Source organism: Oceanobacillus massiliensis str. N'diop (assembly GCF_000285495.1).
GTDB lineage: Bacteria > Bacillota > Bacilli > Bacillales > Amphibacillaceae > Oceanobacillus > Oceanobacillus massiliensis.
The window spans coordinates 74,858-97,258 of sequence record NZ_HE610977.1 but is presented as its reverse complement, the minus strand read 5'-3'; the positions used below and the strand labels follow the sequence as shown (position 1 = coordinate 97,258).

Here is a 22,401-nt window from a genome sequence, read left to right as displayed (position 1 = left end):
TGTTCAAAAGGTTTCACTGCTCAGGTGAGACTCTTTGAACATACAGTATCCGGTAATAATAGAGGTGTTATGATGCAAGTATTGGTGCAAAAGTTTGGCGGAACTTCCGTCCAAACGGCAGAAAACAGAGAACATGTAATAAAACATATAAAAGATGCCTTAGTAAAGGATTATAAACTGGTAGTTGTCGTGTCGGCATTGGGCAGAAAACCCGATCCATATGCAACGGATACGCTGCTCGGCCTCGTTGATTATCCAGCAAATAAGAACTCGGCACGCGAATTGGATTTGCTGATGTCCTGCGGAGAAATAATTTCAGCGGTAGTCCTGTCCAATGAACTCCAAAAGAACCATATTTCCTCCGTTGCATTAACAGGTGCACAGGCCGGATTCTTAACAACCGAGGACTTTAATAAAGCTAAAATTAAAGAAGTCAATCCTGCGCGCATCCTAAAGGAATTCGAAAAAAATGATGTGGTCGTTGTAGCTGGCTTTCAAGGTGAATCGGAAACTGGTGAAATCACAACAATTGGCCGCGGCGGGAGCGATACATCGGCAGCGGCTCTTGGAGTTGCCCTTGCGGCTGAAAGGATAGAAATCTTTACTGATGTGAATGGAATTATGACAGCCGATCCACGAGTGGTAAAAAATGCCAGACCGCTAAATGTTGTCACTTACAATGAAATTTGTAATCTGGCTTATCAAGGTGCAAAAGTAATCCACCCCCGTGCAGTGGAAATTGCAATGCAGGGTAAAATTCCAATGCGTATAAGGTCAACCTACTCAGATGAACTTGGAACGTTAGTTACGTCATCAAGGATTCTGGAAATGGGAATGGATATACCCGACAGGATGATTACAGGAATTGCCCATATATCATCGATTACACAGATTAAAGTTCAAACAAAAGAATCAGCCTACCGTATGCAATCTGAAGTATTCAAGGCAATGGCTGAAGCAGGAATTTCGGTCGATTTTATAAACATTTCGCCTACTGGTGTGGTCTATACAGTACCGGCTGCACTAACTGAGAAGGCAATTGATATACTGGAAGTACTGGGGTTCCATCCTGAAATTACAGAAGGATGTGCCAAGGTATCGGCAGTAGGTGCAGGGATGAATGGCGTTCCCGGGGTTGCATCAAAAATAGTTCAAGCATTGACAAATGCAGGCGTACAGATATTACAGTCAGCGGATAGTCATACAACAATCTGGGTTTTGGTTCGTGCAAACGATCTAATAACAGCAGTTAATGCCTTGCATGAGGTTTTTGGATTGAGTGAAATTAATGAACCAGTCTGAGACATGGCCTTTTAAAATATGGTATCTCTGTCTTTACGCCCGTACAGAAGAAAGGTGATTAGGAATGAATTTTGGGCAAATATTGACCGCAATGATTACTCCCTTTGATGAAAAGGGTGGAATAGATTTTGAACAAACAAGCATTTTGATTGACTATCTGCTTGAGAATGGAACGGATGGACTGGTGATTGCGGGAACTACCGGAGAATCGCCAACACTGACAGAAGATGAAAAAATCAGTTTGTATCAGCATGTGGTAAAGCATGTTAATAAACGAGTACCGGTGATTGCTGGAACAGGAAGCAACAATACGGCAGCATCGATAAGTCTTACGAAGGAAGCTGAAGCGTGTGGCGTTGACGCGGTGATGCTTGTAGCACCTTATTATAACAAGCCGAGTCAGCAAGGGATGTACGAGCATTTTGCCGCGATTGCCAAGGAAACAAGTTTACCGGTCATGCTTTATAATATCCCTGGCCGTTCTGTCGTGAAGATGACTGCGGAGACTATTATCAATTTAAGTTCAATCGATAATATTGTTTCGGTCAAGGAAGCGAGTGGAGATCTGGACCAGATAGCAGACATAATCGAGAACACATCAGCAGAATTTAGTGTATACAGTGGTGATGATGGACTGACATTACCAATGCTGGCGATAGGAGCTGAAGGGGTTGTGTCCGTTGCCTCTCATATTATTGGTAATGAAATGAAGGAAATGATGGATGATTTTCAGCAAGGAAACATCCGCGATGCGGCATCGAAGCACCGTAAATTGCTTCCAATCATGAACGGACTTTTTACCGCTCCAAATCCTTCCCCAGTTAAAGCTGCACTGCAAATCAAAGGGATTGAATCAGGCGGTGTCCGGCTGCCATTGATTAGCCTTACAGAGGAAGAAACCGATCAATTGAAAATCCTTTTGCAACAATAATAGACGAAGACTATATGAGTGACTCTGATCCAAATGAGCGAAATTAAAAAAATACCGGCTGCAGTCAGCCGGTATTTTTTGTATATTTAGGTCCATACTATCTTTATAGCCATTGTGATGAAGGGAGTGTTCCTAAATGAAAGAAGAGAAAGAAAGTCAAAATAAAAACCAGCAGCAGGAAAATCAGCCACATGCATCATCACTCGTTGAGAAAATTCAACAGCTTGGCCAATCAAATATTCCTCAGGCACCTGAATCAAATATTCATGTTCTGTCCATAATTGGCCAGGTTGAAGGGCACTTGCAGCTGCCACCCCAAAATAAAACAACAAAGTATGAACATCTACTGCCACAGCTGATTGCTATTGAGCAGAACCCTAAAATTGAGGGGCTTATCATTTTACTGAATACGGTCGGCGGTGATGTCGAAGCAGGGTTGGCACTTGCAGAAATGATCGGTTCGATTTCCAAACCGACTGTTTCCATCGTACTTGGAGGCGGTCACTCGATTGGCGTGCCGATAGCTGTCGCTACAAATTATTCGTTTATCGTTCCTACTGCTACGATGACCATCCATCCTGTACGGCTGACAGGATTGGTAATAGGAGTTCCTCAGACTTTTGAATATCTCGATAAGATGCAGGACAGGGTGATCCAATTTGTTGTCGAGCATTCCAATATCAAAGAAGAGAAATTCAAGGATCTAATGTTTGCAAAAGGTAATCTGACAAGAGATATCGGGACGAATGTTGTGGGCAGAGATGCTGTTGAATATGGTTTGATCAATGAAGTTGGCGGGGTAAAGGAAGCAATGAATAAATTAAATGAATTGATAGGAACCGATTCGGACATGGAAGGCAGTGTTGTCCAATGATTTTATATACCCCATTAGCGCATAACGATATTTTTCCAGTGGAGATGGATGCCTACGCTAGTATGGAGAGTGTCTTTTATAAAGGCAGGACATTGTTTGCTTTAAGGAAGCAGGACGGGTCCTATCAGATCCAGCAATTATTGTCCACCGATCCACAGGATTATCTTAACTCGGAATTTGCACCCGGGAGAATCTTATCCTGAGACCAATAAATACCAATATTTGTGATATAATTGCATGTAGTAATTTACACCCTTGCCAATTTGAAAGCAAGGGTTTACTATTCAGATAAGTTGTTATGATTGAGGTGGAAAGATGGCTAGAAAAAAGAAAAGAAGAACTAAAAAGCAATCAAAACTAATGAAATTGGAGCTGCTTGGACTACTATTTATCTTTCTGTCCATATTCGGAAGTGGCGCAAGTGCAATCAGTGATGGAGCAATTCCAGGCTGGCTTGAGCATTTCTTTCAATTGTTTCTAGGAATCTGGTATTTTGTTGCATCTGTTTTTCTGTTTATTACAGGGATGCTATTATTGGTTAAACGGAAATTTCCGGATTTCTGGAGCAGAAAAATGGTAGGTTTCTATATTTTGTTTGCAGGAATATTACTGCTTACACATATTCAAATGTTTGAAAGTTTACGAGTATCTGTTGAAAATACCTCCGTTATTGGTACAACATGGACGAATTTCGTCACCTATATGAATGGAACTGGTACAGCGATCCAGATAGGCGGGGGAATGGCTGGTGCAATCATCTTTGCATTTTGCAATTATCTTTTTTCATTGGCAGGTGCGAAGATTGTTGCTGTATTTTCCATGCTAATAGGTATTATATTTATAACGGAGCTGTCTGTTGGTGATCTTTTTGCAAAACTGTTTGCAAAAGTAAGGTTATTTTTTGCCAATCAGATAATGAAATGGAAAGAGTCGAGAACTGAAAAGAAGCAGCATAAAGCAGAAAGGAAGCAGACGGAGCCAGAAGAGGAAATGGGCGAAGAAGGACTCCAGGAGCAGGAGGAACCTTTCATCAATGATTTTACAGATATTGCTTATGCAGCACCCGAGCCGGATAGTGAGCCGGAGGGAACAGATATGGCTGAATCAGAACAACAGGAGCCGGAGGAAGCAGAAGATCTTGATCATCCAATGCCGATGACTGCAACTGAAAATTACGATTATGTCTTGCCGTCTCCTAATCTCTTGGCTGAACCAGCCCATAATTCCCAGCAGCAGGAAAAATCCCAGATTCAGGCAACAGCCAGAAAGCTGGACCGGACGTTTAAGAGTTTCGGGGGTAAAGGCAAAAATTACAAAGGTACATGTAGGTCCTGCCGTAACAAAATATGAAGTCTCACCAGAGGCTGGTGTCAAGGTTAGCAAAATCGTGGGACTTCATGATGATATTGCACTGGCACTAGCTGCAAAAGATATTCGGATTGAAGCACCTATACCTGGAAAATCCGCTGTAGGGATTGAAGTGCCTAACCAGGAAATTGCCATGGTATCTCTGCGGGAAGTATTGGACAAGACGTGGAGCAACAAAACGGCTAAACTGCTCTATGCCTTAGGCAGGGATATTTCTGGTGAAGCCGTTGTCGGTGAATTGAATAAGATGCCGCATTTGCTGATAGCAGGTGCCACAGGCAGCGGGAAAAGTGTTTGTGTAAACGGCATTATTACAAGTATCCTAATGCGTGCAAAGCCACACGAAGTGAAAATGATGATGATCGATCCGAAGAAGGTGGAGCTGAATGTATATAATGGTATCCCGCATTTATTGGCTCCGGTTGTAACAGATCCCAAAAAAGCATCAAGAGCGCTCAAAAAGGTAGTTTCAGAGATGGAAAGAAGATATGATCTTTTTTCTGATACTGGAACACGTAATATAGAAGGATATAACGAATATATCCGGAAGTTCAATCTATCTTCAGAAGAAATACAGCCTAACTTGCCCTATATTGTTGTTCTGGTGGACGAGCTTGCCGATCTAATGATGGTTGCCTCCAGTGATGTGGAAGATTCGATTACGAGATTGGCACAAATGGCCAGAGCTGCTGGAATCCATTTGATAATCGCCACACAGAGGCCATCAGTCGATGTAATAACAGGAGTAATCAAAGCGAATATTCCGTCACGAATTGCCTTCAGTGTGTCTTCCCAGACGGACTCGCGTACGATACTTGATTTTGGCGGAGCGGAGAAATTGCTCGGACGAGGGGATATGCTGTTTATGCCGGTTGGTTCTTCAAAACCAACCCGTGTTCAAGGGGCATTCCTGTCAGATGAAGAAGTTGAGCGAATTGTAGACCATTGTATTGACCAGCAGAAGGCTTCCTATCAAGAGGAAATGATTCCAGAGGATACGAATGAAATGGTAGAAGAGGTGGATGACGAACTCTATGATGATGCTGTCCAGATGATTATTGAGATGCAAAGCGCCAGTGTTTCCATGCTGCAGCGAAGATTCAGAATCGGCTACACTCGTGCTGCCCGTCTGATTGATGCAATGGAAGCAAGGGGCATCATTGGTCCGTATGAAGGAAGTAAGCCAAGAACGGTATTAGTCTCTCAATCAGCTACAGAAGAGAAAACTTCCTGAGATTTTCCAACATGAAAAGTGAGAGGGAAATCCGTATCCATTCCCATATGTGAAAGACCGGAAAAGAGGCAGATTGGTAGAAAATGATTCTATCAGTCTGCCTCTTTATGTCTATAATTGTCAGATATGGGCGATTTTTTTAAGAAATTTATCCTATTCCTATTTATTTATATATTTAATAATGGTAATATTAATGACGGACAAAGAGTCATACGTCAGAGGTCAGATCTCTTTATTTTTTAGGGGCGGGAAAGAAGGGGATTTTGTGTCGATTAAAACAGATTCAAGACACCTGTATTTACAGGTTATCGATGAAATTACCAGAGATATTGAAAATGGCAGGTACAGTGAAATGGAAAAACTGCCGTCAGAATATCAGCTGTCTAAGCAACTTGGTGTATCACGAGCGACTCTGAGAGAGGCTCTGCGTATCCTGGAAGAAGACAATGTGGTAAAGAGAAGGCACGGTGTTGGAACGTTTGTGAATGCGAAGCCCATTTTCTCGTCGGGTATTGAAGAATTGAAAAGCGTCACGCAAATGATTGAGCATTCAGGCAAGACTGCCGGTTCTCAATATTTATCTGCTGAATTAATAGAAGCGACTGAAGAAGACAGAACAAGGTTCTCCCCAAAAAAGATAGATACCCTAGCCAAAATTGAAAGAGTCCGAACAGCTGACAATAAACCTGTTGTATTTTGTATTGACAAAGTGCCTGCTGACCTGATCCCGATTGAACACGTGCACGAGAATGCTTCCATTTTCAGATTATTGGAAGAAAACGCAAATAAAAGAATATCTTATGCTGTTACATACATCGAACCAATCAGCTATCATGAGCGCATCTACAGCATTTTGGATTGTGTGCCGGATCAGTCACTGCTTTTGCTTAAACAGGTACACTATACAAGCAATGATGAAGCCGTGCTTTATTCTTCCAATTATTTTCGTTCAGATGTTTTCAGTTTCCATGTTCTAAGAAAACGAGTGTAGAACCCGGGCAGTTTTTGGGAGGTGATGGGCACAAATAGATGGCAGCGGGTTTCATTGATTTTTTTGTCAGAATTATCAACAATAATTTATTGAGGGGGCATTTAAATGAAGAACAGTAAGTTGTTATTATTTGCTTTATTGCTTGGTTTTGTACTTGTATTGGCTGCTTGTGGCAGTGGTTCGGATGAAGAAGAAACTGCAGAACCGGAAAACGGTGAAGATGATTCTGCCGCAACAGAAGAAGAGGCTTCAACAGATTATAGTGTTGGTTTAGTAACAGACCAAGGTGGGGTAGATGATAAATCATTTAACCAATCTGCTTGGGAAGGTATTGAAGCATGGGGAGGGAAGTACGGTCTATCAAAAGGCGATGGCTATGATTATGCACAGTCAGCAGGACCTGCAGACTTCATGCCGAACATTACCCGTCTTGTTCGTGATGAGTACAGCTTGGTTATTGCAACAGGATTCCTTTTAAAAGAGGATCTTCAAACAGCTGCTGAGCAATTCCCTGATACAAAATTCGCGTTGGTGGATGAAACTGTAGAGGCTCCCAACGCAGTAAGCATTACATTTAAAGAGCATGAGGGGTCATTCCTTGCTGGTGTTGCTGCAGCAAGTAAAACAACTACTAACAAGCTAGGTTTTGTCGGTGGTGTAGATTCTCCGTTAATCAATAAATTCGAAGCTGGTTTTATTGCTGGTGCCAAATCTATTAATCCGGACATTGAAGTTGACGTCCAGTATGCCGAACATTTTGGAGATCCAGCCAAAGGTAAATTGATTGCATCAAATATGTACAGCAATGGAATAGATGTTATCTATCATGCTTCCGGCGGTACTGGTAATGGTGTATTCAACCAAGCTAAAGACATTAAGCAAAATGATCCTGAACGTGAAATCTGGGTAATTGGTGTTGACCGTGACCAGCACGAAGAAGGTCAAATTGATGATAATAATGTTACATTGACTTCTATGATCAAGCGTGTAGACGTAGCAGTACAAGAAGTTTCTGAACTGCTTGTATCCGATGAGTTCCCTGGTGGAGAGCAAATTGAATTCGGTATTGAAGAAGAAGGTATTGCTATTGCTGAAACAAACACAGAGGCAATGACAGAAGATATTATAAATGCGGTAAACGATTGGAAAGAAAAAATTCTAAACGGTGAGATTGAAGTACCGCAGACCCGCGAAGAATTGGCAGCATTTGAAGAAGCACTTTAAATAATTGAGGAAGAAGGCTTACATAAGCCTTCTTCCATTATGTTGTATAAAATCTTCAACTAAAAAGGATGGGGATTGCCGTCCTTTTTATTTGGTGATTTTTTCACAGAGCAAATAACCAGTAAAAGATATACTAGATTATAAAGGGGTGAAGACCGGTGGAATATGTCATTGAGATGCTGAACATACGAAAAGAATTTCCGGGTATTGTTGCTAACGACAACATTACTGTTCAGCTGAAAAAAGGAGAAATCCATGCTTTATTGGGTGAAAATGGTGCAGGGAAATCTACTTTAATGAATGTTTTATTTGGATTGTATCAACCGGAACAGGGTGAGATTCGTGTTAATGGTGAAAAGGTAAACATTACGAATCCGAATATTGCTAATGACCTAGGAATCGGAATGGTGCATCAGCATTTTATGCTTGTGGAGCCATTTACAGTAACTCAGAATATTGTTCTGGGAAACGAACCGACCAAAAAGACTGGAATAATTGATATTGAAAAAGCAAGAAATGAGATTAAGGAAATTTCTGACCGCTATGGTCTTAAAGTTGATCCAGATGCTAAAATTAGCGATATTTCTGTAGGTATGCAGCAGCGTGTAGAGATTCTGAAAACTTTGTATCGCGGAGCGGAAGTACTTATCTTTGATGAACCTACGGCAGTACTGACCCCACAAGAAATAAACGAATTGATGAGCATTATGCGATCCCTTATAAAAGAAGGAAAATCCATCATATTGATTACGCACAAACTTAAGGAAATCATGGATGTCTGTGATCGATGTACAGTTATCCGCAAAGGAAAAGGTATTGGTACAGTAGATGTTGCCGATACAGATGCCAATGAACTTGCTTCCCTTATGGTTGGCAGGGAAGTTAATTTCAAAACAGAAAAGACAGAGGCTGCCCCGGGGAAAACAGTCCTTACGGTGGATAATCTAGTTGTAAGAGATTCGAGAAAAGTAGAATTGGTTAAAGGTCTTAATCTAGAACTGCATGCTGGTGAAATTGTTGGCATCGCGGGTGTGGATGGTAATGGGCAATCTGAATTGATTGAAGCAATTACCGGACTGAGAAAATCGGTATCCGGCAAAATAAAATTAAATGATAGAGATATTACCAATAAAAGTCCGAGAAAAGTAACCGAAAGCGGCGTAGGTCATATACCGCAGGACAGACATAGATTCGGTTTGGTGCTGGACTATTCCATCGGCGAGAACATGGTCCTTCAAACCTATTATAAAAAGCCATATTCAAAAGCGAAAGTCTTGAACTATAAAGAGATTTTCAACAAGGCTGAAAAGCTCATCGCAGAATATGATGTGCGAACTCCAAGTGTTTTCACAAAGGCGAGGGCGCTTTCGGGCGGAAATCAGCAAAAAGCAATCATCGGACGTGAAGTGGACCGTTCGCCGGACCTGCTGATAGCTGCTCAGCCTACGAGAGGACTTGATGTAGGTGCAATTGAATTCATTCATAAAAAATTGATAGAAGAGCGGGATAAAGGTAAAGCCATCCTTCTTATTTCCTTCGAACTGGATGAGATCATGAATGTAAGTGATCGGATAGCAGTCATGTTTGATGGAAAGATCGTGGCCGAAGTGAAGCCCGAAGAAACGACTGAACAAGAGCTTGGTTTATTGATGGCTGGCAGTCAAGTGAAAGCGGGTGAAACGAATGTCGTCAAATAAGTTATATACGTTATTAATACCGATTGTATCCGTTATTCTTGGATTATTGGCGGGTGCTATTATTATGCTAGTATCGGGTTTTAATCCGATAGAGGGCTACGGAGCGTTATGGAACGGGGCATTTGGTGACTCGTATACATTAGGTGAAACCATTAGAAGATCGACTCCCTATATTCTGACGGGTCTTTCCATCGCTTTTGCCTTTCGTACTGGACTATTTAATATTGGAGCTGAGGGCCAAGTAATCGTAGGTTGGCTGGCGGCTGTTTGGGTTGGACTGGCTGTTGATGCACCGATTTATATTCATCTGCCGCTTGCCATTCTTTCGGCGGCGATTGCAGGTGCAATTTGGGCATTTATCCCTGGGATCCTAAAGGCGAAGCTTGGTGTGCACGAAGTAATTGTTACGATCATGATGAACTATATTGCTTTATATGTGACGAATGAAATTATCAGATCTGTTTTAACAGAAGGTCAGACTACAACGGAGGCTATTCCGGCATCAGCATCGCTTGCATCTGAGTTTTTGCAGAGCATAACGTTTTATTCCCGGGTTCACTACGGAATCTTGCTTGCATTGTTTGCTGCAGTGATTATGTGGTTCATCATCCAACGAACGACAATCGGATATGAATTGAAGGCAGTTGGATTTAATCAGCATGCCTCACAATATGCAGGAATGAATGTAAGTAAAAATATCATATTGTCGATGGTAATCGCAGGGGTATTCGCTGGTCTTGCCGGTGCGATGGAAGGTCTTGGAACCTATGGAACTATTTCCGTAATGTCGAGCTTTCCGAACATGGGCTTTGATGGAATTGCCGTTGCATTACTCGGTGCGAACACTGCCTTTGGTGTAGTTATCGCTGCCTTCCTATTTGGTGCTCTAAAAGAGGGTGCAGGAGAAATGCCTACCGGTGCCGGTGTTCCAACTGAGCTTGTCGATATTATTATTGCCTTGATCATATTCTTTGTAGCATCTGGCTATATCATTCGCTGGGCTATTCTTCGCTTTAAAAAGGAGGGGAAATAAATGATTGAAATATTACAGTCAGTCATCCCTACAACGCTATTTTATTCAGCACCACTGATTTTCACCGCATTAGGTGGAGTGTTCAGTGAAAGATCCGGTGTCGTCAACATCGGACTTGAAGGTCTTATGGTAATGGGCGCATTTGTCGGTATCGTCTTCAATCTGACGTTTGCAGATGTTTTTGGAGATTGGACACCATGGCTGGCAATCCTTACAGCGATGGTTGTCTCCGCTATTTTCTCAATCATCCATGCTATTGCATCCGTTTCCTTCCATGCAAGTCAGGTGGTAAGTGGTGTGGCGATAAATATGCTTGCATTAGGTATTGGTGTTTATCTGACGAAACAGTGGTATGGTAAAGGACAGACAGATATGGTGGACCGGCCATTTTATACAACCGATGTTCCTTTTCTTTCTGAGGTTCCTGTTATCGGTTCTATCTTTTTCCAAGGAATTTATATTACATCCTACTTGGCGATTATCGTTGCCTTTGCTGCCTGGTTTATCTTGTATCGAACCCCATTCGGTCTGAGGCTCCGTGCGGTGGGCGAACATCCGATGGCTGCAGATACGAACGGTATTAATGTTTCGCGTATGCGTTATACAGCAGTAATCATTTCCGGGGCGTTTGGTGGATTGGGCGGATCCATATTTGCGCTCACAATCGCTTCAAATTTCTCGCATTCGACTATTGTCGGACAAGGATTTATGGCGTTGGCGGCCGTTATTTTTGGAAAATGGCATCCGCTTGGAGCAATGGGTGCAGCATTATTCTTCGGTTTCGCTCAAAGTTTGAGTGTTATCGGCTCAAGCATCCCTGTTCTTCAGGATGTGCCGCAAATATTCCTGCTGATTGCGCCATATGTATTGACCATTCTGGCCCTTGCAGGATTTATCGGCCGTGCGGATGCACCACGGGCTAATGGAGAGCCGTATATAAAAGGGAACAGATAAATTTTTTACGAAGATTTTTAAAGAATATAGTGTGCGAACGGACTTGCTTTTAATAGCAAGTCCGTTTTTTTTGCCGTATAATGGATGACAACTGGTAAAAATGTGCAAAATATTCGATGGGGAACTAAACTTACATAGTATCGGAGGATATATATGGATACCATTCAGGAAAAGAAATTACAAGAAAACGGTCTGAAACTTCATTTTATACAAAGCAAAAAATACAAAACAATTAACATTGTAGCTAAGTTACGGGCACCTTTGGAGAGGGAAACCATCACCAAACGGGCACTTCTGCCTTATATCCTGAAGCAAGCGACCAAAAATTATCCGAGCAGAAGTGAGCTTCAGCTGAAATTGGATGATTTATATGGAGCAGTGCTATCTGCTGATGGATCGAAAAAAGGGGAGAACCATATCATTTCCATTCGCCTGGAAGTTGCGAATGAAAAATTCATTCCAGATGAATCGGCAATTATCGATGATGCGCTTAGTCTCTTCAGTGAAGTATTGTTTAAGCCGAACATCAAAGAAAATGGATTTGATGAGGCGATATTCAATCGGGAAAAAGATACATTAAAGCAAAAGATACATGCAGTTAAGGACGATAAGATGAGCTATGCCAATAGGAGACTCATTGATGAAATGTGTAAAGATGAACCATACCAGCTCCATGTCCATGGATATGAGGAAGATCTGAATAATCTTACGAACGAAGCGTTATATGCTTACTATAAATCAATTCTGAAGCAGGATGAATTGGATCTATATGTTCTTGGTGATTTTGATGAGGACTCAATAAAGCAAAAGCTTACATCCGAAATGCATAGAGAACAGCAACAGGACAATCAGAACCAGGTAATATCCAAAGCCAATAAAAAGTCGGAAGAACCGAAGGAAGTCATCGAAAAGCAGAATGTCCAGCAGGCCAAACTGCATATCGGATATCGGACCAATACATTGTTCAAGGATGACGATTATTTCGCACTTCAGGTGTTCAATGGCATATTCGGCGGATTTCCAAGCTCGAAACTGTTTATTAATGTCAGGGAAAAAAACAGCCTCGCCTATTATGCATCTTCCCGACTCGAAAGCCATAAGGGATTATTGTTTGTGTTCAGCGGAATTGCGCCGGAGGATTTCGAGAAGGCAAGGGATATTATTCGTTTACAGGTCATAGCCATGAAAGATGGTGACTTTACTGAAACGGAACTGTCTGAGACAAAGGAATTGATTATCAATCAGCTGAAAGAAACAATGGACCACCCTCAAGGTTTGATTGAAATGCTGTATCAGCAGGTTGTCGGAAATAAAACGATGCCACCAGAACAATTAATCGATGGAATAAGAAATGTCACAAAGGAACAGGTTGTTCAGATAGCGGAAAAAATTGAAGAGGATACGGTGTACTTATTGACGAGTGAAGGAGGGTCAAATGATGAATAAACAGACATATCAGGATATAGCCGAGACAATCTATTCGGAAAAACTGGATAATGGTCTGACCGTTTTTTTATTGCCAAAGCCGGAAATGGCCAAGGCTTATGGCATCTTTTCCACAAATTACGGATCGATTGATCAAACCTTTGTGCCAATAGGTGAAACAGAGGAAATTAATGTGCCGGAAGGGGTCGCCCATTTTCTGGAACATAAACTTTTCGAAAAAGAAGATCGGGATGTGTTTGCAGATTTTGGAAAGCTGGGTGCTTCGCCGAACGCATTCACCTCATTTGGCAAGACTGCATATTTATTTTCGGCAACAGACCAGATTGAAAAAAACGTGGAGACGTTAATCGATTTTGTACAAGATCCTTATTTTTCCGAGAAATCTGTCGAAAAGGAGAAAGGGATTATTTCTCAGGAGATCAAAATGTATGATGACCAGCCGGATTGGCAGTCATTTATGGGCACCATTAAAAGCATGTTCAAGAACCATCCGGTAAAGATTGATATTGCTGGGACAGTGGATTCCATTATGTCGATTACGAAAGATGATCTGTACACTTGCTATAATACCTTCTATCATCCCGAGAATATGTCGTTATTTGTTGCAGGTAATTTTGATGCGGACAAGATGATGGAGATGATTAAAACTAATCAGAAAAAGAAATCATTTATGGATATGGCAGAGCTTAAGCGAACCTTTCCTGAGGAACCAGAAGAAGTTGCTATGAAAGAAAATAAAATCATCATGCCGGTTTCCATTCCGAAGTGTACAGTTGGTATTAAGGATGCAAGTGAAGAACTGGCAGCAGATGAATTTCTGCGCCGTGATCTCTTGGGAAATATGATGCTTAGCCATTTCTTTTCGACGGGTGGATCGTTTTATCAGCAATTGTATAAGACAAACCTCATCGATGACAGTTTCTATTTTGAATCGAATCTGGAAAGGAATTTCGGTTATTCCATGGTTGGGAGCAATACCGCTGATCCGGATAAATTTGCTGGCAAGGTTAAGGCTTTATTGTTGTCCACCAATCAGATGCAGCTAACAGACGAAGAATTTGGACGGATGAAGAAAAAGAAAATAGGACAATTATTAAGAGCGATGAATTCCTTGGAGTTTATTGCAAATAAATATGTTTCCTATCATACAGCAGGCATCAACCTATTTGAGGTTATTCCTGCCATTCAGAAATTGACATTGGATGATGCCAATGATTTTATGAAAAATTGGATAAGCGAAGAGCGTTTGGCAGTCTGTACGATTGCTGCTGAGTAAGGAGCGTATAGTTATATGACGGGGAAGAATGTCTTAATCATCGGTGCGAGCGGCGATATCGGGATTGCGATTGCAGAACGTCTTGCAATGGATGGCTATAATATTCTGCTTCACTATAATCAAAACAGACAGAAAATAGATGCATTAAGAGAAAAGTTGAGTGCGGAGACAATACTTTCCGTTATTCAGGCAGATCTAAGCAGGAGTGATGAAATCAGACATTTCCTTACAAAGCTTGTATTGCCTGTTGACCATGTTGTGTTTGCCGGCGGAAGTGCGCACTACGGATTGTTTCAGGATACTGCGGAGGATGTCATGGATAACATGCTTACGCTGCATGTGAAGGCCCCGTGGATGATCTCCAAATATCTATTGCCTTCCATGATACAACGGAAACGCGGGAAGATAATCTTAATTACATCTATTTGGGGGAACACGGGGGCTAGCTTTGAAGTCATCTATTCATCGGTTAAAGGTGCACAGAACAGTTTTGTAAAAGCCCTTGCAAAGGAGGCTGCACCTTCTGGAATATCTGTCAATGCAATCAGCCCAGGCTTTATTGATACGAAGATGAATGGTCATCTAACTGACGAAGAAAGGCAGACAATCGTCGGCGAAATACCTTTGAACCGAGCTGGACTTCCCAGTGAAGTTGCCCACTCTGTCAGCTTTCTGCTCGATGAAAGATCAAGCTATATTCAGGGCGAAATTATCAATATTACGGGAGGATGGTAGAAAACGCTGTTTATCCTGCATAAATAATCGGAAACATCAAATACTATGCAGGATAAAATGAATAGAGGAGGCATGCCAATGTCAGTTCTTGATAATTTCGATTCATGGAAGGGTTTTTTGGCTGATCGGCTTCAACAGGCAGAGCAGCAAGGAATGGATCAGAAAACCATTTCAAACGTTGCTGCTGAAGTGGGAGATTACCTGGCGCAAAGTGTAGATGCCAAAAATGGCGAAGAGGCTGTTTTAAAAGAGCTATGGAGTGCTGCATCTGAACAGGAACAACAAGCAATCGCAAATATTATGATCAAGCTTGTACACAATAAGTGACGAGTAAATAAAATCATCCACGAAAAAAGCACCTCCTAATAGTCGTTAGTGTTTATATACGACTAAGGGGTGCTTTTTCCTCTGTCTCATTTAATTAGGTCTCTCCAGAAATATGCGGATTTTTCTATGATTAAAAAATTTGGAAACATACGGCAATGCTATTTAGAAAAATAGAAAATAATGTTATATTACTAATAGAAAGAATCTTATATGATTGAATATGTATAGGTATTAATTGCTTAAAATAGGGAAAGTGGTAAAATAAAGGGGTTCGCTATGGAAAAAACAGAATGGTATCTCGAATATGAAAATATTATAAACCGTCCTGGATTATTAGGAGATATCTCCTCTTTATTAGGAATGCTGTCCATTAATATCATAACAATCAATGGAGTTGAGAATTCCCGCAGAGGAATGCTGCTTCTTTCACAATATGATGAAAATATTTCAAGGTTAAAATCGATTCTGCAAACAATGGATACGATCAAATTGTTTAAATTGAGGAAGCCGAAATTAAGGGACAAAATGGCTGTCCGCCATGGGAAGTACATCCATACAGATAGTGATGATAAAAAAACAATCCGTTTTGTTCGGGGTGAGCTCGGACTGCTCGTCGATTTCATGGCTGAACTGTATAAGCAAGAGGGACATAAGCTAATTGGAATACGCGGCATGCCAAGGGTCGGGAAGACGGAATCGATTGTTGCTGCAAGTGTTTGTGCAAATAAGCGATGGTTATTTGTCTCCAGTACGATGATAAAGCAGACGGTGCGAAGCCAGTTGATTGAAGGGGAATATAACCCTGATAATATTTATATTATTGATGGAGTAGTTTCCAAAAGGAAGGCTAATGAGAAGCATTGGCAATTGATAAGGGAAATCATGCAGCTTCCCGCCATTAAGGTTGTGGAGCATCCGGATATTTTTGTGCAGTCTACAGAATATAATATGGATGATTTTGATTATATTATTGAATTACGAACAGATGAAGAGGAAGAAATTACATATGAGCCGATTAAGAAGGAATTCAGTGAACAAAGCGGCTTATCTATGTTCGATTTCTAAAATGGAAGGTGTTATTTATGGATGTAGGGGCGAAGCTTAAGGAAGCACGTCTTGCAAGCGGACTGTCGCTGGACAGCCTGCAGGAGACAACAAAGATACAAAAACGATATTTGCTTGCTATTGAAGAGGGAAATCTGCATATTCTCCCAGGGAAATTTTATGCAAGGGCGTTCATAAAAGAATATGCCAATGCAGTCGGCTTGGACTCCAATGAACTGCTGGAGGAATATAAAGAAGAAATACCCAGCACGGAAGAGGAAAATGTCCAATACACAAGAATGCAGCGTACAAGGAAAGAACAGAGTACTGACAAGGGGCCCGGAATTTCTTCTGTCATACCAATGATAATTGTCGCTTTGCTTATAATAGGGATTGTGGCAGTTACATGGTGGTTTATCAGGGAAAATACGTCTGAAAATGGATCTGAACCTGTTGAAGAGCCTCAAGACAATAATGTCATCATCACAAATCCGGATAATACGGGATCTGATTCTGGTGACGAAAATCAAAGTGAAGAGGGAGCAACAGATGCAGAAGAAACAGATACTGATGAGGAAAATTCAGAAGATGGCGATGCATCCGATGATCCTGAAGAAGAACCATCGGAAGCCGAAATAACCGTTGCCGAAGAGGGAACAGGTCAATCACCAGAATCTACACTGGAATTGAATGATGCCCCGGATGAAGTGATTATCACACTGGAATCTTCAAATGCTGATGACCACACATGGCTCGAAATCAGAAATGAAGGTACGGATGAGTCTCTATATAATGCTGATTTTAATGCGGAAACCTCTCCAGTGGAACTGGATGTCAGTGATGCAGAAGCGATTTACTTTAATGTAGGTAACGCGCCGGCACTTAACATTCTAATCAATGGAGAAGCGCTCGAATATCCGGTTGATATCTCTAAGGTACACCAGAGATTGCATTTAAATATCAACAAGGCCGAATAGCAATACAGTTTTTTTTCAGATAAAACCCTTCCTTTGATTATTTCGGAAGGGTTTTATCTGATTGTAAGCCAGATCACACAATCAAAACTAGGAGGAATTTTACCAATGAACTTACCAAATAAACTAACCTTATCACGAATTTTTATGATTCCTGTTTTCATCATTTTGTTATCGGTGCCTTTTGAATTTGGCAGTTGGGACATCGGAGCGGCTGAATTGCCGGTAGCACATTTTATTGCAGCATTGTTATTTATCGTTGCAGCGGGTACCGATTGGGTGGATGGGTACTATGCCCGAAAATATAATCTGGTTACAAATCTAGGGAAATTTATGGATCCTCTGGCAGACAAACTGCTCGTGTCTGCTGCACTTATCCTGCTGATTGAAATGGGACTTGCGCCTGCATGGGTTGTCATCATTATAATCAGTAGAGAGTTTGCTGTTACAGGTTTGCGACTGGTTGCAGCCGGAGAAGGAATCGTACTTGCTGCAGGTCAGATGGGGAAATTGAAGACGGCAACACAAATGATTGCCATTGCCGTTTTATTATTGCATAATTTTCCGTTCTCCTTTATTGATTTCCCATTTGGAATAATCATATTATATATTGCACTATTCTTTACCATCGTATCGGGTGTTGATTATTTCGTGAAAAACTGGCATGTGATGAAGGATTCCAAATAATGAAACAGTATAAAGCGGAAATTGTTGCCGTTGGAACAGAATTATTGCTTGGACAAATAGCCAATACCAATGCACAATGGTTATCACAGCAGTTAGCTTTATATGGGATTAACGTCTATAATCATGCTGTTGTGGGAGATAACCTGAAACGGGTTGAAGAAGTTTTCCGGCAGGCTCAGGACCGATCCGATATCATTATTGTTACCGGCGGCCTTGGACCGACTGAAGATGATTTGACGAGGGAAGCCTTTCAGCTGATAAGCGGACTGGAAATGGCAGAAGATCGTGCTTCCATGAACAAGATTGAATTATTCTTTAAGAACCACAAATTAAACATGACTGCCAACAATCGCAAGCAGGCCCGTGTTTTCAAGGGTTCTGCTGTACTGGCAAATAACGTTGGAATGGCGCCTGGGATGAGAGTTGAACTAGCAGGCAAGACATGGTTCTTCCTGCCAGGTGTTCCCAAAGAAATGAAGCAAATAGCAGCTGATGAAATAATGCCATATTTAAGCAGGCTGACAGGTAATGAACAAAGGATAAAATCTTTAGTTCTAAAATTTATTGGCATTGGTGAATCTGCACTGGAACATGAACTAAAGGATATCGTTCAGGGACAGAGCAATCCGACAATTGCACCGCTTGCCCAGGAAGATGGCGTAGTTATAAGGCTGACAGCAAAAGAGAGAACGGAAGCACAGCTTGTCAATCTGCTGGAAAAATCAAAAGAACAGATTCTAGGTAAGGTCGGAGACTACTATTTCGGTTCTGATGACCAAACCATTGAGCAGGTTATTGTTGATCTTCTTAAACAGCAGAATAAGCAGCTTTCAGCAGCGGAGAGCTTGACGGGCGGACTTTTCACAGAAAAAATTGTGTCGGTCAGCGGTGCATCAAGTGTATGCCCCGGTGGAATCGTCAGTTATGCTGCTGAAATCAAGCATAATATTCTTGGTGTATCGGAACGGACAATTCAAACGAAGGGAACAGTCAGTGAGGAATGTGCCCAGGAGATGGCTGAAAAGGCAAGGACGTTATTTGGAACACAGATTGGCATCAGCTTTACCGGGGTTGCAGGGCCAGATCTATTGGAAGGGAAGCCGGCTGGCACTGTATTTATTTCGATCAGTGATGAAGATGGCTACACCAGCACGAATCAATATTTATTTACCGGCAATCGTTCCTCGATAAGAAAAAGGGCCTGCCTTAAAGGGCTGGAAATAATTTATAATTACTTGAAATCGCAATCTATGAAACAGTTCAATGGCCAAAATTGAATTTTGATGCCATGTTTAAGTGGCAGGATTCTATTGTTTCATTATTTTAAGTTTAAAAATATAAGAACATCCATTCGTTTTTTTCTTGTTAAATAGATTAAAACAATGTATGATGGAGATAGATAATTTAAGGAGGTAGTTTCTTTGAGTGATAGAAAACAAGCTTTAGATATGGCTTTGAGACAAATAGAGAAACAATTCGGTAAAGGTTCGGTGATGAAGCTTGGTGAAACTCCCATGCAAAAACTGGACACGATTCCCAGTGGATCGCTGGCATTGGATGTTGCATTAGGTATAGGCGGATATCCGCGCGGAAGAGTTATTGAAATATATGGTCCAGAATCTTCCGGTAAAACGACGGTTGCGCTTCATGCAATTGCGGAAGCTCAGAAAAAGGGCGGACAAGCAGCATTTATCGATGCAGAACATGCACTTGATCCAACCTATGCAAGGGCATTGGGAGTAAATATTGATGAATTGCTTCTATCCCAGCCGGATACAGGGGAGCAGGCATTGGAAATAGCTGAAGCTCTTGTTCGAAGCGGTGCAGTGGATATTCTGGTTGTCGATTCTGTTGCTGCATTGGTTCCAAAAGCCGAAATTGAAGGCGAGATGGGAGATTCCCATATGGGTCTGCAGGCACGTCTGATGTCACAGGCTTTAAGAAAGCTTTCAGGAGCTATCAACAAATCACATTCAACTGCCATTTTCATTAACCAGGTCCGTGAAAAGATCGGGGTTATGTTCGGTAATCCTGAAACGACACCGGGCGGACGTGCGCTTAAGTTCTACTCTTCTGTAAGACTGGAAGTGCGCCGTGCAGAAACGTTAAAACAAGGTAATGAAATGGTTGGTAACAAGGCAAGAATCAAAGTCGTTAAAAACAAGGTAGCACCGCCGTTCAAACAAGCGGAAGTGGATATAATGTATGGTGAAGGAATCTCTAAAGAGGGTGAAATACTCGATGTGGGTTCCGAGCTGGATATTGTGGACAAAAGTGGTGCATGGTACTCCTACAATGGAGAACGACTCGGGCAAGGACGGGAAAACGCAAAAATCTTCCTGCGTGAAAATGAAGACATTATGGGTGAGATTCACGCAGCAATCCGTAAACATTACAGCCTTGACGAGGATCCAAATACAGAAAATGAAAAAGAAGAATCTGTTCAGGACAGTCTTGACGTATAATTTCATGGCAGTTAAAAAGACCTTTTCCGAGTACTAGTGGAAAAGGTCTTTTCCCATAATAAGAGAAAGTATAAATAATTGTGACGTTTCCTTGACATTACTCGTTATGGGAATTAATATTAAAGATGTATAATTTTATAATTTTTATTATGAAATTAATTGGTATTTTATGCATTCAGAAATGTTACATGCCGACAAATATGAATTGTACAATTTTATAGCAATAGGAGGTGAAATCATGGACATTATTCTCTTAGTCATCTCCATTTTGCTTGCTCTGATCGTCGGTATTGTTGTTGGTTATCTGATACGTAAATCTATTGCAGAAGCTAAAATTTCAAGTGCGGAAGCCTTGGCAAAACAGATTGTCGAGGAAGCACATAGAAATGCAGATGCTACTAAAAAAGAAGCGCTTCTTGAAGCAAAAGATGAAAATCATAAGCTTAGACAACAGACAGAAGAAGAGTTGCGTGAGCGGCGTATGGAAGCTCAGAAACATGAAAACCGTCTGATGCAAAAAGAAGAGAATCTGGACAGAAAAAGTGAAACATTAGACAAACGTGAATCTATGTTAGAGAAGAGAGAACACTCCCTAACAGAGAGACAACAACAAATTGAAGAAATGAAAAGCAAAGTGGAAGCTATGAAACAAGAGCAGCAAACTGAGCTTGAGCGCATTTCAGGATATACATCTGACCAGGCTAAACAGATTATTTTAGAACGAATCGAAAGTGAAATACAACATGAATCTGCTGTAATGATTAAAGAAGCTGAAAATCGTGCAAAAGAAGAAGCAGATAAGAAAGCGAAAAATCTCTTATCGCTTGCCTTGCAGCGGTGTGCCGCAGATCATGTTGCTGAAACAACAGTATCTGTTGTTAACCTGCCTAATGATGAAATGAAAGGTCGTATAATAGGTCGTGAAGGACGTAATATACGAACATTAGAAACGTTAACAGGTATCGACTTAATCATTGATGATACACCAGAAGCAGTAATCTTATCCGGTTTTGATCCAATCAGGCGGGAAATAGCCCGTATGGCATTAGAGAAACTGGTACAAGACGGACGAATCCACCCTGCAAGAATCGAAGAAATGGTGGATAAAGCCAGACGTGAAGTTGACGAATATATACGGGAAGTTGGAGAAGAAACAACGTTTGAAGTTGGTGTGCATGGACTGCATCCGGATTTAGTGAAAATACTCGGTCGTTTAAAATATCGTACAAGCTATGGACAAAATGTACTGAAACACTCAACTGAAGTTGCTTACTTGTCAGGATTGCTTGCTGCAGAACTTGGTGAAGACGTAACACTGGCAAGAAGAGCCGGATTACTCCATGATATCGGTAAAGCAATTGATCATGAAGTAGAAGGCAGTCACGTTGAAATCGGTAAAGAGCTTGCAATGAAGTACAAAGAGCATGAGGTTGTCATCAATTCGATTGCTTCCCACCATGGTGATGAAGAAGCTACTTCCGTTATCGCGGTGCTTGTTGCTGCAGCTGATGCTTTATCTGCTGCAAGACCGGGTGCTAGAAGCGAAACTTTGGAGAATTACATCAAACGACTGGAAAAACTGGAAGAAATTTCCGAGTCTTTTGAAGGGGTAGAGAAATCATTTGCCATCCAGGCAGGTAGAGAAATTCGAATTATGGTTCGACCTGATGAAATTGATGATATCGAATCCGTTCGCATCGCACGTGATATAAGGAAACGAATCGAAGGAGAGCTCGATTATCCTGGTCACATTAAAGTAACTGTAATCAGAGAAACAAGAGCAGTTGAATATGCAAAATAGAAGCAAAAGCGGTCTATGATCGCTTTTGTTTTTATTTT

At 41.4% G+C, this 22,401-nt stretch carries 19 protein-coding genes and 1 pseudogene; all 20 read left to right on the top strand.

All coding sequences use genetic code 11. The features are described 5' to 3' along the window. Nucleotides 1-72 precede the first annotated feature (72 nt). The 20 genes and pseudogenes from dapG (at nt 73) to rny (ending at nt 22,363) form a co-directional block, all read left to right on the top strand. Nucleotides 73-1,302, top strand: coding sequence for an aspartate kinase (gene dapG, locus OMHG_RS06060; protein WP_010649226.1), 1,230 nt, complete (start codon nt 73-75; stop codon nt 1,300-1,302). 64 nt (nt 1,303-1,366) lie between these two features. Continuing rightward, a complete protein-coding gene (gene dapA, locus OMHG_RS06055; RefSeq protein WP_010649225.1) occupies nt 1,367-2,233 on the top strand; it encodes a 4-hydroxy-tetrahydrodipicolinate synthase in 867 nt (288 codons plus the stop codon). Nucleotides 2,234-2,369: 136 nt separating this feature from the next. Then, the gene (locus OMHG_RS06050) at nt 2,370-3,107 is read left to right on the top strand and encodes a ClpP family protease (protein ID WP_010649223.1); all 738 of its coding nucleotides are present in this window, start codon (nt 2,370-2,372) and stop codon (nt 3,105-3,107) included. Further along, nucleotides 3,104-3,310 carry a YlzJ-like family protein gene (locus OMHG_RS06045; RefSeq protein ID WP_010649222.1) on the top strand — a complete coding sequence of 69 codons (207 nt, stop codon included), beginning with the start codon at nt 3,104-3,106 and terminating at the stop codon, nt 3,308-3,310. Before OMHG_RS06050 ends, OMHG_RS06045 begins: the two co-directional genes overlap by 4 nt. A gap of 112 nt (nt 3,311-3,422) precedes the next feature. Further along, nucleotides 3,423-5,709, top strand: a pseudogene (locus tag OMHG_RS06040) (FtsK/SpoIIIE family DNA translocase). Between the two features lie 265 nt (nt 5,710-5,974). Beyond that, the gene (locus tag OMHG_RS06035) at nt 5,975-6,700 is read left to right on the top strand and encodes a GntR family transcriptional regulator (RefSeq protein WP_010649220.1); all 726 of its coding nucleotides are present in this window, start codon (nt 5,975-5,977) and stop codon (nt 6,698-6,700) included. A gap of 105 nt (nt 6,701-6,805) precedes the next feature. Beyond that, nucleotides 6,806-7,924, top strand: coding sequence for a BMP family lipoprotein (locus OMHG_RS06030; RefSeq protein WP_010649219.1), 1,119 nt, complete (start codon nt 6,806-6,808; stop codon nt 7,922-7,924). 158 nt (nt 7,925-8,082) lie between these two features. Next, the gene (locus OMHG_RS06025; RefSeq protein ID WP_010649217.1) at nt 8,083-9,621 is read left to right on the top strand and encodes an ABC transporter ATP-binding protein; all 1,539 of its coding nucleotides are present in this window, start codon (nt 8,083-8,085) and stop codon (nt 9,619-9,621) included. Further along, nucleotides 9,608-10,654, top strand: a complete 1,047-nt coding sequence (locus tag OMHG_RS06020) for an ABC transporter permease (protein WP_010649215.1) — start codon at nt 9,608-9,610, stop codon at nt 10,652-10,654. The genes OMHG_RS06025 and OMHG_RS06020 overlap by 14 nt, the downstream gene beginning before the upstream one ends. Continuing rightward, a complete protein-coding gene (locus tag OMHG_RS06015; protein WP_010649214.1) occupies nt 10,655-11,608 on the top strand; it encodes an ABC transporter permease in 954 nt (317 codons plus the stop codon). Nucleotides 11,609-11,761: 153 nt separating this feature from the next. After that, nucleotides 11,762-13,054, top strand: a complete 1,293-nt coding sequence (gene yfmF, locus OMHG_RS06010; RefSeq protein WP_010649213.1) for an EF-P 5-aminopentanol modification-associated protein YfmF — start codon at nt 11,762-11,764, stop codon at nt 13,052-13,054. Beyond that, on the top strand, nt 13,047-14,330 hold the full coding sequence (yfmH, locus tag OMHG_RS06005) for an EF-P 5-aminopentanol modification-associated protein YfmH (protein WP_010649212.1): 1,284 nt from the start codon (nt 13,047-13,049) through the stop codon (nt 14,328-14,330). Before yfmF ends, yfmH begins: the two co-directional genes overlap by 8 nt. Nucleotides 14,331-14,345: 15 nt before the next feature. Continuing rightward, nucleotides 14,346-15,065, top strand: a complete 720-nt coding sequence (gene ymfI / locus OMHG_RS06000) for an elongation factor P 5-aminopentanone reductase (RefSeq protein WP_010649211.1) — start codon at nt 14,346-14,348, stop codon at nt 15,063-15,065. 78 nt (nt 15,066-15,143) lie between these two features. Then, on the top strand, nt 15,144-15,392 hold the full coding sequence (locus tag OMHG_RS05995) for a DUF3243 domain-containing protein (RefSeq protein WP_010649210.1): 249 nt from the start codon (nt 15,144-15,146) through the stop codon (nt 15,390-15,392). A 276-nt stretch (nt 15,393-15,668) separates the two neighbouring features. Beyond that, nucleotides 15,669-16,457 (top strand): YmfK family protein, encoded by a 789-nt coding sequence (locus OMHG_RS05990; protein WP_010649209.1) that lies wholly within the window; start codon nt 15,669-15,671, stop codon nt 16,455-16,457. A 17-nt stretch (nt 16,458-16,474) separates the two neighbouring features. Continuing rightward, nucleotides 16,475-17,413: a helix-turn-helix domain-containing protein gene (locus OMHG_RS05985; RefSeq protein ID WP_010649207.1), complete on the top strand. Its 939-nt coding sequence runs from the start codon at nt 16,475-16,477 to the stop codon at nt 17,411-17,413. A gap of 105 nt (nt 17,414-17,518) precedes the next feature. After that, nucleotides 17,519-18,097, top strand: coding sequence for a CDP-diacylglycerol--glycerol-3-phosphate 3-phosphatidyltransferase (gene pgsA, locus OMHG_RS05980; RefSeq protein ID WP_010649206.1), 579 nt, complete (start codon nt 17,519-17,521; stop codon nt 18,095-18,097). Then, nucleotides 18,097-19,374: a competence/damage-inducible protein A gene (locus OMHG_RS05975; RefSeq protein ID WP_010649205.1), complete on the top strand. Its 1,278-nt coding sequence runs from the start codon at nt 18,097-18,099 to the stop codon at nt 19,372-19,374. The genes pgsA and OMHG_RS05975 overlap by 1 nt, the downstream gene beginning before the upstream one ends. Before the next feature lie 144 nt (nt 19,375-19,518). Beyond that, nucleotides 19,519-20,562 (top strand): recombinase RecA, encoded by a 1,044-nt coding sequence (gene recA / locus OMHG_RS05970; protein ID WP_010649204.1) that lies wholly within the window; start codon nt 19,519-19,521, stop codon nt 20,560-20,562. A 238-nt stretch (nt 20,563-20,800) separates the two neighbouring features. Continuing rightward, nucleotides 20,801-22,363, top strand: a complete 1,563-nt coding sequence (gene rny, locus OMHG_RS05965) for a ribonuclease Y (protein WP_010649203.1) — start codon at nt 20,801-20,803, stop codon at nt 22,361-22,363. Nucleotides 22,364-22,401 lie beyond the last annotated feature (38 nt).